The organism is Schumannella sp. 10F1B-5-1 (genome assembly GCF_006517535.1).
GTDB lineage: Bacteria > Actinomycetota > Actinomycetes > Actinomycetales > Microbacteriaceae > Schumannella.
The window spans coordinates 261,129-276,552 of sequence record NZ_VHQH01000034.1 but is presented as its reverse complement, the minus strand read 5'-3'; the positions used below and the strand labels follow the sequence as shown (position 1 = coordinate 276,552).

Genomic DNA, 15,424 nt, shown 5'->3' with positions numbered 1-15,424 from the left:
CGGCTCAGGACTCGGGGCGGCCCGTGTCGGGGCGGCCCGTGTCGGGGCGGCCCGTGTCGGCGCGGTCGATGTCATCCACGAGCTCGTCGGCGACGAGCAGGTCGCGGCTGTAGTTGCCGGTGCGGTAGCCGGCGCGGCCCACCATGTGGCCCGAGATCGGGGTCGTGAGCACCTGGAAGAGCAGCACGGGCGCGAGGGCGAGCAGGGTGGTCCAGTGCCGGTCATGCAGGGCGATCGCGGCGAGCACGAACGCGAGACCGAGGATCTGCGGCTTGGTCGCGGCGTGCAGTCGGCTGAGCGCATCCGGGTAGCGCAGCAGGCCGATGCCGGCGAGCGCCGACAGGGCTCCGGCCAGCACGAGGCAGAGCGCCGTGAGCGCGTCGAGGATCAGGTCGAGACTCATGCGCCCTCCCCCTCCTGGGCCGACAGCGCGGCGGCCTCGGCGGCGTTGCGCTCCGCCTGCTCGCGCTCGAGGCGCTCGCGCTCGGCGCGGTCCTGCTTGGTCACGTAGCGCGCGACGGCGATCGTGCCGAACATCGCCGTCGCCGCGAGCGCGACCAGCAGCGGGATCGTGCGGGTGTGTCCGTTCATCACCATCTCGACGCCGAGCCCCAGCATGAGGCAGCTGATCAGCACATCCGTCGCGATCAGGCGATCCAGGATGCTCGGCCCCCGCACGATGCGCACGACCGCGGCGAGCGCGCTCAGCAGCACCAGGGCGCCCGCGACGATCACGCCGAGGCTCACGAGATCGAGTCCGCCGCTCATGAGCGCTCCCCCGTCGTGACCGCGGCCTCCGGCGCGCGCACCCGCGCGACGTCGCGCTTCGACCCGACGGCCATGACGACGCGGCGCTCCATGCGCAGGGTCTGGCGGCGCACGCGTTCGATGCCCGCCGCATCCGTCACGCCGATCGCGTGCAGGAACAGCGTCGACTTGCCCCGGTCGACCTCGATCACGATCGTGCCCGGCACGAGCGACACGGCGATCGCGGTCAGGGTGAGCGTGAAGTCGCTGCGGGTGCGCAAGCCCACCTCGACGACCGCGTTGCCGCGCACGCCGTGGCGGCTCAGCGCGAGGCGGGCGATGCCGACGGTCGCGGCGACGAGCTCACCCGCGATCGCGCCGATCAGCACGAGCAAGCGCCAGGGGTTGAAGCGACCCGAGAGCTCGACCGGCGGCAGCCAGAAGGTGCGGCTGACGAGCACCGCGACGACCGCGCCGGTCAGCACGCCGAGCACGCTGACGTCGCGCCAGAGGGCGATCCAGAGCAGCACGAGCGCCACGAGCAGCGGCAGCTGCTGCACGAGCACCCAGCGCGGGCGGGGCGAGTCCGGGATGCGCGCCTCAGCCATGCGATCCCCCGTCCGTCGCCGAGCCGTCGCCGATGCCGGGCACCCCGTCGGGGAACACCGAGGAGATGTAGCTCGGGCCCTCGAGGCTCTTGCCCGCCCGCTCGGCCAGCTCGAACAGCGGCCCGGCGCCGACGGTCAGCGCGAGCGAGACGAGCACCATGCCGGCGGTCGCGCCGACGAGCAGCGTGGGCGCGGCGCCGCGTCGGCGGCCCTGCACATCGGGATGCGCGGCGACGGCGGCGCGCGCATCCGCCCGGGTCGGCACGCTCGCGTCGGCGTCCGACGCGGTGGCGGGCGAGCCGGGCCCCGGGCGCGACGGAGTCAGGGGCAGGGCGGTGGTCTGCGCATCCACGGCCGTGAGGGTGAGCGCCCCGGTGTCGGAGCTGACGGGCGCGGGGCGCGGGCGCCAGAAGGCGAGGCTCCAGGCGCGGATGAGCGCGTAGAGGGTGAGCAGCGACACGAGCGCGCCGACCCCGATGCCGACCCAGGCGAGCACCGACCCCTGCTCGGCGCCGGCCTGGAAGAGCCCGAGCTTGCCGAGGAAGCCCGAGAACGGCGGGATGCCGCCGAGGTTGAGCGCCGGCACGAAGAACAGCACCGCCACGAGCGGTGACGCCTGCAGCAGGCCGCCGAGGCGGCGCAGCGAGGTCGTGCCGCCGATGCGCTCCACGAGCCCGGTCGCCAGGAACAGGGTCGTCTGCACGACGATGTGGTGCACGATGTAATAGATCGTGGCGGCCGTGCCCACGGCGGTGCCGAGGCCGACGCCGAAGATCAGGTAGCCCATGTGGCTCACCAGCGTGAACGACAGCATGCGCTTGAGGTCGGTCTGCGCGATCGCGCCGAGGATGCCGACGAGCATCGTCAGCGACGCCACCACCAGCAGCGCCGGGTTCAGCTCGGGCCCCGGGAACAGCAGCGTCTCGGTGCGGATGATCGCGTAGACGCCGACCTTGGTCAGCAGACCCGCGAACACGGCCGTGACCGGCGCGGGCGCCGTCGGGTAGGAGTCGGGCAGCCAGAACGACAGCGGGAACACGGCCGACTTCACCCCGAAGCCGAGCAGCAGCATGACGTGCAGCACGATCTGGATGCCGACCGGCAGCTCGGCCACCCGCAGCGCCACGTGCGCCAGGTTCACCGTGCCCGTGGCGCCGTAGATCATCGCGATCGAGCTGAGGAACAGCATCGACGACACCAGGCTGACCACGATGTAGGTCTGGCCGACGCGGATGCGCGACTCCGAACCGCCGAGCGTGATCAGCACGTAGCTGGCCACCAGCAGGATCTCGAAGCCCACGTAGAGGTTGAAGAGGTCGCCGGCCGAGAAGGCCGTGAACACGCCGGCGGCGAGGATCAGATAGCTCGGGTAGTAGATCGAGACCGGCGTCTCGTCATGCCCGTCGGCCAGACCCTGGCCGACCGAGAAGAGCAGCACCGCGAGCAGCACGATCGCCGACACCGCCACGAGCAGAGCCGACAGCCGATCGACGACGAGCGCGATGCCGAAGGGCGCCGCCCAGCCGCCGACCTCCATGACCAGGGTGCCCTGCGCATCCACGATCAGCAGCAGCACGACGCCGAGCACCGCGACGGCGCTGAGCGCCGTGACGGCGAACAGTCGCTGCACGCGCGGACGTCCCGCGAGAGTGAGGGTGACGGCGGCGCCGAGCATCGGGATCAGCACGACGAGGGGCACGAGGGATGTCATCGGGGCGCCTCCTCGGGGCTCGGGGCGTCGCTGTCGGCTCCGCCGGGAACCGCGTCGGCTCCCCCGGTCTCGTCGGCGAACTCGCTGTCGCCGGCGCGGGTGTCGCCGTCGATCTCCTCCTCGGGAACGCCCTCGGTGCGCACCGCGACATCCGCCTCGTCGACCGCGACCTCGTCGGGGCGGCCGAGCTTCCACGAGCGGTAGATCAGCGCGAGCAGGAACGCCGAGACGCCGAAGGTGATGACGATCGCGGTGAGCCCGAGCGCCTGGGGCAGCGGGTCGGTCGTCGCGGCGGCGCCGTCGCCGTCGGCGATCGGCGCGCCGCCCGCGACGCCCGTCATCGACAGGATCAGCAGGTTCGTCGCGTTGCCGACGAGCAGGAAGCCGAGCAGCACGCGGGTCATGCTCTTCTCGAGCAGGAGGTAGACGCCGCAGGCGTAGAGCACGGCCATCGTGACCAGCAGCACCAGCGAGAGGCTCACGATCCGACCTCCTCGTACTGGCGGTCGACCTCGGCGCCGAGGCTGCGCAGCACGTCGAGTGCGAGGCCGATCACCACGAGGTACACGCCCACGTCGAAGAACGTCGAGGTGACGAACTCGAGGTGACCGAGCACGGGGATCTCGGCCTCGAACCAGGTCGAGGTGAGCGCGTCCACGCCCAGGAACAGGGGCACGGCCGCCGTTCCCGCCGCGAAGATCATGCCGAGGCCGAGCACGCGGCCGGCGTCGAACGGCGCCGCCGCCGCGAGCTCGTCGCGGCCGCCCGCGAGGTAGCGGCCGGCGAGGGCGAGGCCCACGACGAGTCCGCCCGCGAAGCCGCCGCCGGGCGCGTTGTGCCCCGCGAACAGCAGGTAGACCGAGAACACGACCAGCGCGTGGAACACCAGACGCACCACGACCTCGAGCAGGATCGAGCGGTTGCGCTCGCCCAGCGTGCGGCCGGCGAGCAGCCAGGCGCTGCGACCGGGCTCCCACCCGGGCGCCGCCGCGGCGGCAGCTCGGCGCTCGCGCAGGGCCGCGCGCTGCTCGCGGCGGCCGGGGCGGCTCGTGCGGTCCTCGCGGGTGCGCACGAAGACGAGGCTCGCGACGCCGGTGGCGGCGGCGATCAGCACCGACAGCTCGCCCATCGTGTCCCAGCCGCGCAGGTCGACCAGGGCGACGTTGACGACGTTCTCGCCGTGGCCGAAGGTGACCGCGAGGTCGGCCCAGTCGACCGAGATCGGGGATGCGGTGCGCGCGCCCGCCGCGACGACGGCCACGACCGCCATCAGCACGCCGACGGCGACGCCGATGATCGCGCGGGCCACCGGATAGGCGCTGCCGTTGCGGTCGCCGAGGCGGGCCGGCAGCCGGCGCAGCACGAGCACGATCGCCACCAGTGTGACGGTCTCGACGAGCAGCTGGGTGAGCGCCAGGTCGGGGGCGCCCTGCAGCGCGAAGAGGGCGGTCATCCCGGTTCCGGTGACGCCGACGAACACGACCGCGGGAAACCGCTTCTGCGCCCGGGCCGCCGCGATCGCGGCCACGATCATGAGCACGCTGACGCCCGCCTGCGCCCAGCCGATGCCCGCATCCGCGAGCCGGATCTCGGGCGAGATGACGCCCTGGCCGGCCGCCGCGACGAGCGCCGCCCCGACCGCGCCCACCGTGACCACGAGGATGACGGCCAGGTAGAACGGCAGCGAGCCGCGCTGCGTCGCACCCGTCACGCGGGCGGCGACCACGTCGACGCCGTGCATCGCCCCGCCGTAGAGGCGCGGCGCGAGGCTCTCGCCCGGGGCCTCGCGCGTGCGACGCCCGATCAGCGCGAAGAGCGCGACGCCGAGCACGAGCGTGAGCGCTGACAGGCCGAGCGCCGGCTCGAGGCCGTGCCAGAGCGCGAGGTGGTAGTCGGGTGCGCCCTCGGCGTTCGCGTCGGCCGCCGCGCGGGCGAGCACGGGATCGATGAGCGACGCCAGCGGCCCGAGCACGAGACCGGATGCGGCGAGCAGCACGGGCGGGGCCACGAACAGCGGATTCGGGCGGCTCGGCACCCGGCACTCGGCGACGCCGGGCTTGCGCGCGAACGCGCCCCAGAGGAAGCGCAGCCCGTAGGCGAGCGTGAGCGCCGACCCGGCGACGACCAGCACGAGCACTGCGACGAGCGCGCCGTCGTCGTGCGAGCCCTCGATCAGCCCCGTCAGCACGGTCTCCTTGGCGACGAAACCGAGCGTGGGCGGCAGACCCGCCATCGACAGCACGGCGAGCGCCGCCGTCACCGCCAGCACCGGGCGGGCGCGGCCGAGCCCCGAGAGCTTGCGCAGGTCGCGCGTGCCGTGGTCGTGGTCGATCACGCCGACCGTCAGGAACAGCGTCGACTTGAACAGCGCGTGGCTCAGCAGCAGGGCGACCGCGCCGAGCGCCGCGATCGGAGTGTCGACGACGGCCATCGCCGTCAGGAAGCCGAGTTGCGACACCGTGCCGTGCGCCAGCACGAGCTTCAGGTCGCTGTGCCGCAGCGCGGTCAGCCCGCCGAGCAGCATCGTCACGAGCCCGAGCACGAGCAGCGACTCGCGCCAGCCGACCGCGTCACCGAGACCCGGAGTCAGGCGCAGCGCCAGATAGACGCCCACCTTCACCATCGCCGCGGCGTGCAGGTAGGCGCTCACCGGCGTCGGCGCCGCCATCGCCGCGGGCAGCCAGAAGTGGAACGGCACGAGCGCCGACTTGGATGCGACACCCACGACGATCAGCACGGCGGCGACCGAGGCGACGGGGCCGGTGGGATGCGCATCCACGACCCCGGCCAGCGACGAGGTGCCCGTCTCGACCCGCAGCAGGATCAGCCCGACGAACATCACGAGCCCGCCCAGCGTCGTGACGATGAGCGCCTGCAGCGCCGCGCGGCGACTCGTCGCCTTGGCCGCCAGGTGCGCGATCAGCAGGTAGCTGAGAACGCTCGTGGCCTCCCAGAACATGAACAGCACGAACATGTCGTCGGCCACGACGAGTCCGTACATGGCGCCCGCGAAGGCCGTCAGCACCCCGGCGAAGCGGCCGAGCGCCGCCGCGTCGGGCGCGAAGTAGCGCGCGCAGTAGAGCAGCACGAGCGCGCCGACGCCCGCCACGATCAGCGCCATCACGGTCGAGAGGCCGTCGAGCCGCAGCGAGATCGCGACGTCGAGCGCGGGGATCCACGGCACCCGCTCGGTGACGGCTCCCCCGCCGACGACGGCCGGCAGCTGCGCCGCCGCGTGAACGAAGGCCGCGGTCGGGATGAGCGCCAGCACCGCGAAGGCGGAGCGCCCGAGCGCGCGCACCAGAACGGGCGCGAGAACTCCTCCGAGCGCGAAGAAAAGGAGAAGCGCGATCATGCGGCCTCCTTCTCGTCGGGTGCCTGTGGCCGAGAACGAGGTCGCGGCAGACGGCGAGGGTGTGTGACTCGGAGTCTACCGGGTGGCAGCTGTGAGCCGCTGGGCGCGATCGCGCCGCCTACTGCTCGTGGACGTCGCCCTCGCGGAACGTGGCCAGTGCGGCCAGCGCCGCCGCGACCTCCGCGGGGCCGTGCACGCGATAGGCGGCCTCGGTCGCCCCGTCGCCGCTCTTGAGGCCCACGTCGTGCGGCTCGAGGGCGGCGAAGGCGTCTTCGTCGGTGACGTCGTCGCCGGCGTAGAAGACGGCATCCGCCTTCACATAGCGACGCAGGTGCTCGACCGCCTCGCCCTTCGTGGTCGAGCGCACCGAGAACTCGAGCACGTTCTTGCCGTGCCGCACCGTCAGGTTGTCGAGCTCGGCCTGCGCCTCGCTCAACGCCACCAGGTGCGCGACCCGGGATGCGCGATCCGACGCCAGTCGGGTGTGCAGGGCGAACCCCGCGGGCTTCTGCTCGAGCCACACGTCGTCGAGGGAGTCGGCGACCTCGCCGAGCACCTCGTGCAGCACCTCGACGTCCTCCTGCTCCTGTGCGTTCAGCGCGAGGGCGTCATCGGGGTTGTCGAGCCGCAGCTCGATGCCGTGCGAGCCGACCAGCAGCACGTCATCCGGCAGCTCGGTCACGTGGATGAGGCTGTCGAGCGCCCGCCCGCTCACCATCGCGATGCGGGTGTTCGGCAGGGCGTTGAGCCGCAGCACGGCCTCCCGCGCCTCGGGCAGCGCGCGCGCCTTCTCGGGGTCGTCGACCTCGGGCGCGAGCGTGCCGTCGAAGTCGAGCGCGACCAGCAGACGCGGCCGCCGGGCGAGCTCGCGCAGCGCGCCGGCGAGCTCGTCGGGCAGCGGTCGGCTCATCGGGCGGCCTTATCCGATGACGAGTTCTTGCGCACGACGACCTCGCTCGGCGCCAGCGGATCCTCGCCGTTGCGTGTGCGGCGCAGCGCCTCGAGGAACGTCGCCGACCAGTGCTCGACGTCGTTCTCGCGCACGCGCTTGCGCATCGCGCGCATCCGTCGCCGTCGCTCCTCGCGCGGCATCTCGAGGGCGCCGACGATCGAATCCTTGAGGCCCGTGATGTCGTGCGGGTTGATCAGCACGGCGGTGCGCAGCTCGTCGGCCGCGCCCGCGAACTCGCTCAGCACGAGCACGCCGTCGAGGTCGCCGCTGCGGGCGGCGACGTACTCCTTGGCGACCAGGTTCATCCCGTCGCGCAGCGCCGTCACGAGCATGACGTCGGAGGCCAGGTAGAGCGCCGCCATCTCCTCGCGGGGGAAGCCGTGGTGCAGGTAGCTGATCGGCTGGTGGCTGATCGTGCCGTAGTCGCCGTTGATGCGGCCGACCGTGAGCTCGACCTCGTCGCGCAGGTGGCGGTAGGTCTCCACGCGCTCGCGGCTCGGGCTCGCGACCTGCACGAGCGTGACGTCGCCGACGTCGGCGCGGCCGTCGGCCAGCAGCTCGCCGAAGGCCTTCAGCCGGTGGCGGATGCCCTTCGTGTAGTCGAGGCGGTCGACGCCCAGCATGATCTTGCGCGGGCTGCCGAGATCGCGGCGGATCTGCGCCGCCCGCTCCTGCACGTCGGGCCGCTGCGCGAGCTCCTCGAACGCGCCCGTGTCGATCGAGATCGGGAAGGCCTTGGCGAGCACCTGCCGGGTGCCGTCGCCGTCGGGCACGCTGACGATCGATCCCTTGGTCGAGTACGGCAGCAGGCGACGCACCGCGCGGGTGAAGTTGCCCGCGTCCGCGACCCGCTGGAAGCCGATCACGTCGGCGCCCAGCAGACCCTCGATGATCTGCGTGCGCCACGGCAGCTGCGAGTAGATGCCGTAGGCGGGGAAGGGGATGTGGTTGAAGAAGCCGATCGTGAGGTCGGGGCGGGCCTCGCGCAGCATCCGCGGCACCAGCTGCAGCTGGTAGTCCTGCACCCACACGGTCGCGTCGGGCGCGGCGGCCGCGATCGCGGCATCCGCGAACCGGCGGTTGACGGCGACGTAGCGCTCCCACCAGACGCGGTGGTAGCTCGGCGGCGCGATCACGTCGTGATAGAGCGGCCAGAGGGTGTCGTTGCTGAAGCCCTCGTAGTACCGCTCGATGTCGGTCTCGCTGAGATCGATGGGGATGATGCGGATGCCGTCGTGCTCGAAGGGCTCCAGGCCGAGGTCGGGCTGGCCGCCCCAGCCTACCCAGGCTCCGCCGGCGGAGCGCATCACGGGCTCGAGGGCGGTGACGAGACCGCCCGGAGACTGCGTCCAGGTGGGTTCGCCGTCGGCGTCGACCGTGCGGTCGACGGGGAGTCGGTTCGAGACGACGACGAGGTCGGATCTGTCGTCAGGCACGTCGACAGACTACCGAGCGCGCCTTCGGCGACCTTCCAGCTGCCAGAGGAACACCAGGAGCGTCGCCGCTCAGAGCGCGATCGCCAGTGTCGCGAGCGCGACCGTGATCGGCGCGACGACGAGACCGAGCAGCGCATAGCGCCGCCACGAGATCTCGACGCCCATCGAGGTGAGCCGCGAATGCCACAGCAGCGTCGCGAGCGAGGCCCACGGCGTGATGAGCGGGCCCGCGTTCACGCCGACGAGCAGCGCCGCGATGCGGTGCGGCGACGCGGCCAGCGGCTCGAGCAGCAGGTAGGCGGGCAGGTTGTCGATCGCGTTCGCGCCCAGCGCGGCGGTGCCGGCCAGGCGCAGCAGCTCGAGCGGGCCCTCGCCGTCGCCGACCACGCGGGCGAGCAGGCCGGTCACCCCGACCGCGTGGCCGGTCTCGACCACCAGGAAGAGCCCCGAGGCGAGCACGACCAGCTGCCACGGGATGAGCGCGAAACGCAGCACGCGGCGACGCCGCACCGCGAACAGCACGCCGAGCACGAGCGCGCCCGCGCACGCCGGAACCCAGACCGGCAGCCCGGAGACGAGCAGCGGCAGCAGGGCGGCCACGGTGATCGCCGAGGCGCGGAACAGCAGCTTGTCGTCGATCGGCTCGGGGGCACCCGGCGTGTAGCGTCGCAGCAGGTCGCGCCGGTGCACCAGGAACACGACGACGCAGGGCACGAGGATCGCCACGAGCGCGGGCAGCGCCATCATCGCGGCGAAGGTCGCATCGTCCATGCCGTTCAGGGCATGTTCCGCGAGCAGATTCGTCAGGTTCGACACCGGCAGCAGCAGCGAGCCCGTGTTCGCGAGCCACACCGTCGTCAGCGCGAACGGCAGCGGCGGCAGGCCGCTGTGCCGCGCCAGCTGCACGACCACCGGCGTCAGCAGCACGGCCGTCGTGTCGAGCGACAGGAAGACGGTGCTGATCACGGCGAGCAGCACCACGAACATCCACAGCAGCCAGGCGCGGTGCGCGCCCCAGCGGGCCGTGCGCTCGGCGATCGCCGTGAACAGCCCCGCCTCGGCGGCCAGCTCGGTCACGACCGTGATCGCGACCACGAACAGCAGGATGGGCCAGGTGCGGTCGGCGACCGCGAGGGCGTCATCGACCGGCAGCAGGCCGGTGGCGATGGCCGCGAGCCCGAGAACGAGCAGGACGGCGCCGATGATCGCGGTGCGCAACCGTGGTCCCTTTCGCCGCCGCGACCGTCGGGGCTGGCGCTTCACTGTAGACCTCGGGATCACGTCATCCGTGTTGGGTAGCGTGGTCGCCAGCTGCTGAGGAGGCGGAATGCGCAAGTACCTGCTGAACACGAGTGTTCTGAGCTCGCTCTTCGGGGCGTTCGGACTGCTGCAGACGACTCGCAAGGGTCCGCGCGACTGGCGCCTCGTGCTGATGTGGATCAGCTGGGCCATGACCGTCGCGATCGCCGTCGGAACGGTGATCGAGGAGAACAACGCTCTCGAGCTGGAGGACTGATGATCACGCTCACGCTGCTGGCGGCGATCGCCGACCGGGACGGATTCGACGGCCCGAGCGCCGGGGACTTCACCCGCAACCCGCTCATCGGCGGCGGCTACGGCTTCGGCGGGCTGCACATGATCGGCTTCGCGCTGTGGGCGGGATTCATGATGTTCCTCGCCGCCGTCGCGATCATCATCGTCGTGCTGCTGGTGCGCTTCCTTGTGGTCGGCACCCGCGCCGCGCAGCTCTACCTCGACCGGCACGAGCCGACGGCGCCCGCGCCGGCGCCGACCGCTCCGGGCGGGGCGCCCGCGCCGGCCGCCGCGGCGCCCGACTGGACGCCGACGGCTCCCCCGGCGGATGTCACGGCAGCGGCTTCGGCAACGGCGGCGGCTCCCGCCACAGCGACGCCGTCGACCCCGACCGCTTCGTCGACCGCGGCCTCCTCGACCCCGACCGACGAGGACGCCGCCGGCGCGGCCGCCGACGCCGCGAGCGTGGATGCGACCGACAGCGCCGCGCCCGCCGGTGACGCCGCGAAGCCGGGCGACACCGCCGTTCTCCCGACGCCGAAGTCGGCGGCCAGCCACGCGAACGCCGGCGCGACCGGAACCGAGGGCAGCGCATCCAGCACCCCGGCCCCGGCGAAGAAGCCCGCAGCCCGCAAGCCCGCGGCCTCGAAACCCGCGGCCCCGAAGCCGGCGTCCGGGTCGACCGGCGCGCGCCGCGCATCCTCGGCATCCGGTTCGGCCGGTCCGGCGAGCAAGCCGGCCGCGAAGCCCCGCACCCCGCGCACGCCGAAGAACCCGCCGGCGCCGCCGACCCCTCCGACGGAGGAGTGAGCGCCGAGGACTGAGCGCCGAGGACTGAGCGGCGGCCTCGCCTAGACCGAGGTCGCCGGGGAGGTCGCCGCGGCCGCGCGGGCGTCACGGAAGGCGGCCGCCGCATCCACCAGGCCCTGGAAGACGCGCAGATCGCCCAGCTCCTCGGGATGCCACTGCACCGCGACGCCGAAGCGGTCGCCTTCCAGCTCGACCGCCTGCACGACCTCGGCGGTCGCGCCGGCGCCGGCCGACACGGCCGTGACGCGCAGGCCGGCCCCGAGCCGGTCGATCGCCTGGTGGTGGTAGCTGCGCACATCCACGCTCGCGGCGTCGTCGTAGAGCGCGGCGATGCGCGACCCCGCGACCGGGCTGGCCTCGTTCACGGCGAAGACGCCGGCGTCGCCGCTGTAGCGCGTGTCGCCGTCGAGGGCGTCGGGCAGGTGCTGGTGCAGGGTGCCGCCCTGGTGCACGTTGAGCAGCTGCAGGCCGCGGCACACGCCGAGGAAAGGGGTGCCCGACTCGATCGCGGCCGCGAGCAGCGCGTCCTCCCAGGCGTCGCGGTCGACGCGCGGGGCGTCGGTGTGCTCGCCCGCCGCCTGTCCATAGCGCGCCGGATCGACGTCGTAGCCGCCGGTCACGAGCAGACCGTCGAGGCGCGACACGGTCGCCGCGGCGATCTCGGCATCCACCGGCTGCGGCGGCAGCATCACGCCGATGCCGCCCGCGTCGAGCACCGAGCGCAGGTAGGTCTCGGGCAGGTAGGCGGCCGGGATGCTCCAGACGCCCGAGCTGATCGGCTCGAGGTAGGTGGTGACGCCGATGACGGGACGCGCAGTGCTCACGCGCTCATCCAAGCAGTCGGCGGGGCCGTCGTCGTGCCGTCGGAGCGGTCCGATCGGCGAGTGCTGGACGGCGGCGTCAGAAGCTCGTCTCGACGAAGCCGACGACGCGGGGGTTCGCCGTGTTGGCGTCGTCGACGACGGGGATGACGCGCCAGCGATCGAAGGCGCCGCAGGGGTGCGAGATGCCGAGCCGAACGACGTCGCCCGGCTTCAGCGCGCTGTCCTCCGGGATGCGCAGGTAGGCGTGCTGGTCGTCGAGCCGCGTCACCTCGTGGCCGGGCAGCGCCGTGCCGTCCTCGGCGAGCGCGACCGGGAAGCCCAGGTCGCTCGGCACGTCGCGCTTGCCGGCGTCGAGCAGGGCGAGGCCCTTCTCGGGGCGGGAGATCACGCGGGTCCAGAGGCGGAGGGCGGGACGGAAGGGGCCGGTGGATGCGGGGGTCGCGTCGGGCTCGTCGGCGGGTTCCGCGTCGGTTTCGGGGTCGAAGCCGGTGCCGGTGCCGGTCTCGCTCTCGGTCGGTGCGGCTTCGGCATGGCCGTCGGCCTCGCCCTCGGCCTCACCGGCGGCCGCGCTCCCCCGCCCGAGCGGCGACTGCGCATCCCAGACCCCGTCGTCCTGCGCGACGAACGAGCCCGGGCGCAGCACGATGCGGGCGCGATCGCGCAGCGGCGCGAGCACGTCGGCGACCACGTCGAACCAGATCGATCCGCCGGCGCTGATCACCGGCGGGCGGTCGGCGTCGAACAGCTCGAAGCTCTCGAGCGTCTCGAACAGCTCGACCAGGCGGCCGAGGTAGGCGCGCACGGTCGCCTCGGTCTCGGGGGTGCGCTCGGCGACGAGCGAGCCCTCGTAGCCGGCGATGCCGTGCAGGCGCACGCGGGTCGCGCGGGCGGCGGCCCAGGCCAGGGCGAGCGCCTCGTCGGAGCTGCGGCGCCCGGTGCGCCCACCGGGCTCGCCGAGCTCGATCAGCACGTCGAAGGGCCGGTCGCCGCGGGTCGCGAGCAGCACGTCGAGACCCTCCTGCGAGTCGACGAAGCAGCTGAAGCGGAACCCGGCGTCGTCGTCGAGCTCGCGCGCGAGCCACGTCGCGGCCGCCGGGTCGAGCAGCTCGCTCGCGAGCAGCACGTGCCGCACGCCCTCGCTGCGCGCCAGCTGCGCCTGCCACGGCGTGGCGACCGAGATCGCTGCCGCGCCGGCCTCGGTCAGGTGCCGCCAGAGCCGCGGCGACATCGTGGTCTTGCCGTGCGGGGCCAGCTCGACCCCGGCATCCTCGGCCCACGCGAACATGCGGCGGATGTTGTGGCCCTCCGCGCTCTCGTCGAGCGCCAGCACGGGCGTCGTGAAGACGTCGATGCGATGGCGCTCGCCCGCGACCTCCGCGGCCGGGCGGTTCCAGAACCGGGGCGGGATGGACTTGGTGCGGGGGCTGAGCCGGAGGTCACTCACAGCATCCACGCTACCCGGCAGCACGTCGCCGACCCGGGTCGCGACGCGGTGCCGGATCGCACCGTTGTCACCCCGTTACGCTCGCACCATGACCGACGACGCCGCGGCCGACCGCACCGCCGAGACATCGGCTCGTCGCCCGCGCTCCCGCGCCGTGCGCATCGTGCGCCGCGGCGGGTTCGTCGCCCTCGCCGCCGGACTCGCCGCCCTGATGGGCTTCGTCGTCTGGGCGCTCAACCCGATGCGGGCCGAGGCGAAGCCCCTCGCCGCGCTCGAGCAGGACTCGTCGATCGCGGTCACGCGCAGCGACGCCGGCGTCGTGCTGATCCCGAAGCAGGGCGCCACCGGCACCGGCTTCGTCATGCTGCCGGGCGCGCGCGTCGAGCCGGCCGCCTACGCCGCCAAGCTCGCCGGCCTCGCCGACGCCGGTGTCGTGGTGGTCATCCCGTCGGTCACCCTGAACTTCGCGCTGTTCGACACGCGCTCCTTCCACGACCTGACCCTGGTGGCGGATGCGGCGGGCGCCACCGACGTGCAGCGCTGGTATGTGGGCGGGCACTCGCTCGGCGGCGTGCGCGCCTGCCAGCTGGTCGCTGACGACCAGAGCGCCGCCGCCGGCGGTGGCGCGCCCGAGATCGCGGGCCTCGTGCTGCTCGGCTCGTACTGCGCCGCCGACATCTCGGGCGACGACGTGCCCGTGCTGAGCTTGGGCGGGTCGCGCGACGGCCTCAGCACCCCCGCGAAGATCCGGGATGCGCGGCACCGGCTGCCCGCGTCGGCCCAGCTCGTCGAGATCCCCGGCGCCGACCACGCCTCCTTCGGCGACTACGGCGCCCAGCCGGGCGACACGACGGCCACCGCGTCGGATGCCGACGTGCGCGCCGAGATCACCCAGCGCATCCTGGAGTTCGCCGCGGGTTAGGCGGTCGGCGGCGCCTCGGTTCCGAGTCCCGAGAACCGGCGCCCCGCCCGCGCGGTGGATCCGGGTCAGAGCACCGTGCCGGTGCCGTAGACGCGCACGTAGTCGACGAGCATCCGCGCCGGGAAGACGGTCGAGGCGTCCGGATCGCCGGGCCACCTGCCGCCGACGGCGACATTGAGCAGCACGTGCATGTCGCGCTCGAAGGCCCAGGTCGACCCGGCCGGGATGTCGTCGCGGGTGACGTCGAAGTACTCGCGGCCGTCGATCGACCAGGCGATCCGGTCGGCGCGCTTGTCGACCGCGAAGACGTGGAAGCCGTCGCTCGCGGGCGCGCCGATCCCCGTCGTGCCGCTCAGTCCGTCGACGCCGGAGTACCCCGGACCGTGCACGGTTCCGTAGACGGTCGACGGCTCGCCGCCTACGACCTCGGCGATGTCGATCTCGCCGCGGGCCGGCCACGCCTCGGCGGGGGCTCCGTCGACGCCGTCGCCGAGCATCCAGATGGCCGGCAGCAGCCCGCGTCCCGTCGGCAGCAGCGCGCGCACCTCGACGCGCCCCTCGCGCAGGCCGACCGTTCCCGCCGTGGTGATGCGCGCCGAGGTGTACGGGCAGCGATCGCGCGTGAAGCAGGGCAGATCGGCGGACGGGTCGGAGGGCAGCGCCTGGATCACCAGGTTTCCGGCGCCGTCGAGCGCCGAGTTCGCGGTGTCGGCGGTGTACGACTGCAGCTCGTCGTTGCCCCAGCCCGACCATTCGCGGTTGCCCAGGTCGGTCGTCCACCACTCGGCGGCCGGGCGCACTCCCGCGGGACCGTCGAACTCGTCCGACCAGAGCAGCGGCTCATCGGCCGGGGCGGTGGCGTCACCGCGCGGGGGATCATCGGGCGCGTCGTCCGCGAGGGCACCGCATCCACCCAGCATCAGCAGCAGGGATGCGGCGGCGAGCGCGGCGGGCGGCGTGCGACCCATGGACGTCCTTCCGTCGGCGGGGGTGAGACGGGTGGAGCGGAGCGGCAGGGCAGATGACGGTCGCGTCGGCGTGGAGTCTGCGGGCGAGCCGACGCCGTTCCAGCGTAACCGCGA

15 protein-coding genes are annotated in these 15,424 nt (G+C 73.3%); 3 read left to right on the top strand and 12 right to left on the bottom strand.

Annotated elements, in window-relative coordinates; all coding sequences use genetic code 11:
• Nucleotides 1–4 precede the first annotated feature (4 nt).
• The 9 genes from mnhG to FJ658_RS05370 form a co-directional block, all read right to left on the bottom strand.
• Nucleotides 5–403, bottom strand: a complete 399-nt coding sequence (mnhG, locus tag FJ658_RS05410) for a monovalent cation/H(+) antiporter subunit G (protein ID WP_141144343.1) — start codon at nucleotides 401–403, stop codon at nucleotides 5–7.
• Nucleotides 400–768 carry a monovalent cation/H+ antiporter complex subunit F gene (locus FJ658_RS05405; RefSeq protein ID WP_141144342.1) on the bottom strand — a complete coding sequence of 123 codons (369 nt, stop codon included), beginning with the start codon at nucleotides 766–768 and terminating at the stop codon, nucleotides 400–402. Before FJ658_RS05405 ends, mnhG begins: the two co-directional genes overlap by 4 nt.
• Nucleotides 765–1,355, bottom strand: coding sequence for a Na+/H+ antiporter subunit E (locus FJ658_RS05400; protein WP_141144341.1), 591 nt, complete (start codon nucleotides 1,353–1,355; stop codon nucleotides 765–767). The genes FJ658_RS05405 and FJ658_RS05400 overlap by 4 nt, the downstream gene beginning before the upstream one ends.
• Nucleotides 1,348–3,066, bottom strand: a complete 1,719-nt coding sequence (locus FJ658_RS05395; RefSeq protein ID WP_141144340.1) for a Na+/H+ antiporter subunit D — start codon at nucleotides 3,064–3,066, stop codon at nucleotides 1,348–1,350. Before FJ658_RS05395 ends, FJ658_RS05400 begins: the two co-directional genes overlap by 8 nt.
• On the bottom strand, nucleotides 3,063–3,548 hold the full coding sequence (locus tag FJ658_RS05390; RefSeq protein ID WP_141144339.1) for a Na(+)/H(+) antiporter subunit C: 486 nt from the start codon (nucleotides 3,546–3,548) through the stop codon (nucleotides 3,063–3,065). The genes FJ658_RS05395 and FJ658_RS05390 overlap by 4 nt, the downstream gene beginning before the upstream one ends.
• Entirely contained in the window at nucleotides 3,545–6,421 is a 2,877-nt protein-coding gene (locus tag FJ658_RS05385) for a Na+/H+ antiporter subunit A (protein WP_141144338.1), read from the bottom strand. The genes FJ658_RS05390 and FJ658_RS05385 overlap by 4 nt, the downstream gene beginning before the upstream one ends.
• Nucleotides 6,422–6,539: 118 nt before the next feature.
• Nucleotides 6,540–7,331 (bottom strand): trehalose-phosphatase, encoded by a 792-nt coding sequence (otsB, locus tag FJ658_RS05380; RefSeq protein ID WP_141144337.1) that lies wholly within the window; start codon nucleotides 7,329–7,331, stop codon nucleotides 6,540–6,542.
• Nucleotides 7,328–8,809, bottom strand: a complete 1,482-nt coding sequence (otsA, locus tag FJ658_RS05375) for an alpha,alpha-trehalose-phosphate synthase (UDP-forming) (protein WP_141144336.1) — start codon at nucleotides 8,807–8,809, stop codon at nucleotides 7,328–7,330. The genes otsB and otsA overlap by 4 nt, the downstream gene beginning before the upstream one ends.
• Before the next feature lie 69 nt (nucleotides 8,810–8,878).
• On the bottom strand, nucleotides 8,879–10,027 hold the full coding sequence (locus FJ658_RS05370; protein ID WP_141144335.1) for an SLC13 family permease: 1,149 nt from the start codon (nucleotides 10,025–10,027) through the stop codon (nucleotides 8,879–8,881).
• Nucleotides 10,028–10,136: 109 nt separating this feature from the next.
• Between FJ658_RS05370 and FJ658_RS05365 the strand changes: the two genes are divergently transcribed.
• Together FJ658_RS05365 and FJ658_RS05360 are read left to right on the top strand one after the other, a co-directional pair.
• Nucleotides 10,137–10,325: a hypothetical protein gene (locus tag FJ658_RS05365; protein WP_141144334.1), complete on the top strand. Its 189-nt coding sequence runs from the start codon at nucleotides 10,137–10,139 to the stop codon at nucleotides 10,323–10,325.
• Complete coding sequence (locus tag FJ658_RS05360) at nucleotides 10,325–11,152, top strand: hypothetical protein (protein ID WP_141144333.1); 828 nt, start codon at nucleotides 10,325–10,327, stop codon at nucleotides 11,150–11,152. Before FJ658_RS05365 ends, FJ658_RS05360 begins: the two co-directional genes overlap by 1 nt.
• A gap of 41 nt (nucleotides 11,153–11,193) precedes the next feature.
• On the opposite strand, the gene FJ658_RS05355 is transcribed toward FJ658_RS05360, so the two are convergent.
• A complete protein-coding gene (locus FJ658_RS05355; protein WP_219995714.1) occupies nucleotides 11,194–11,976 on the bottom strand; it encodes a gamma-glutamyl-gamma-aminobutyrate hydrolase family protein in 783 nt (260 codons plus the stop codon).
• A 76-nt stretch (nucleotides 11,977–12,052) separates the two neighbouring features.
• Nucleotides 12,053–13,420 carry an alanine racemase gene (locus FJ658_RS16795; protein WP_141144332.1) on the bottom strand — a complete coding sequence of 456 codons (1,368 nt, stop codon included), beginning with the start codon at nucleotides 13,418–13,420 and terminating at the stop codon, nucleotides 12,053–12,055.
• A gap of 88 nt (nucleotides 13,421–13,508) precedes the next feature.
• Here FJ658_RS16795 and FJ658_RS05345 point away from each other — a divergent pair, with 88 nt between their 5' ends.
• On the top strand, nucleotides 13,509–14,342 hold the full coding sequence (locus tag FJ658_RS05345) for an alpha/beta hydrolase (protein WP_181408333.1): 834 nt from the start codon (nucleotides 13,509–13,511) through the stop codon (nucleotides 14,340–14,342).
• Between the two features lie 65 nt (nucleotides 14,343–14,407).
• On the opposite strand, the gene FJ658_RS05340 is transcribed toward FJ658_RS05345, so the two are convergent.
• Entirely contained in the window at nucleotides 14,408–15,310 is a 903-nt protein-coding gene (locus tag FJ658_RS05340; protein ID WP_141144331.1) for a family 16 glycosylhydrolase, read from the bottom strand.
• Between the last annotated feature and the right edge of the window lie 114 nt (nucleotides 15,311–15,424).

Coding starts and splice junctions, on each gene's coding strand:
- mnhG (WP_141144343.1), bottom strand. CDS start 403: ATGAGTCTCGACCTGATCCTCGACGCGCTCACGGCGCTCTGCCTCGTG.
- FJ658_RS05405 (WP_141144342.1), bottom strand. CDS start 768: ATGAGCGGCGGACTCGATCTCGTGAGCCTCGGCGTGATCGTCGCGGGC.
- FJ658_RS05400 (WP_141144341.1), bottom strand. CDS start 1,355: ATGGCTGAGGCGCGCATCCCGGACTCGCCCCGCCCGCGCTGGGTGCTC.
- FJ658_RS05395 (WP_141144340.1), bottom strand. CDS start 3,066: ATGACATCCCTCGTGCCCCTCGTCGTGCTGATCCCGATGCTCGGCGCC.
- FJ658_RS05385 (WP_141144338.1), bottom strand. CDS start 6,421: ATGATCGCGCTTCTCCTTTTCTTCGCGCTCGGAGGAGTTCTCGCGCCC.
- otsB (WP_141144337.1), bottom strand. CDS start 7,331: ATGAGCCGACCGCTGCCCGACGAGCTCGCCGGCGCGCTGCGCGAGCTC.
- FJ658_RS05365 (WP_141144334.1), top strand. CDS start 10,137: ATGCGCAAGTACCTGCTGAACACGAGTGTTCTGAGCTCGCTCTTCGGG.
- FJ658_RS05360 (WP_141144333.1), top strand. CDS start 10,325: ATGATCACGCTCACGCTGCTGGCGGCGATCGCCGACCGGGACGGATTC.
- FJ658_RS05345 (WP_181408333.1), top strand. CDS start 13,509: ATGACCGACGACGCCGCGGCCGACCGCACCGCCGAGACATCGGCTCGT.
- FJ658_RS05340 (WP_141144331.1), bottom strand. CDS start 15,310: ATGGGTCGCACGCCGCCCGCCGCGCTCGCCGCCGCATCCCTGCTGCTG.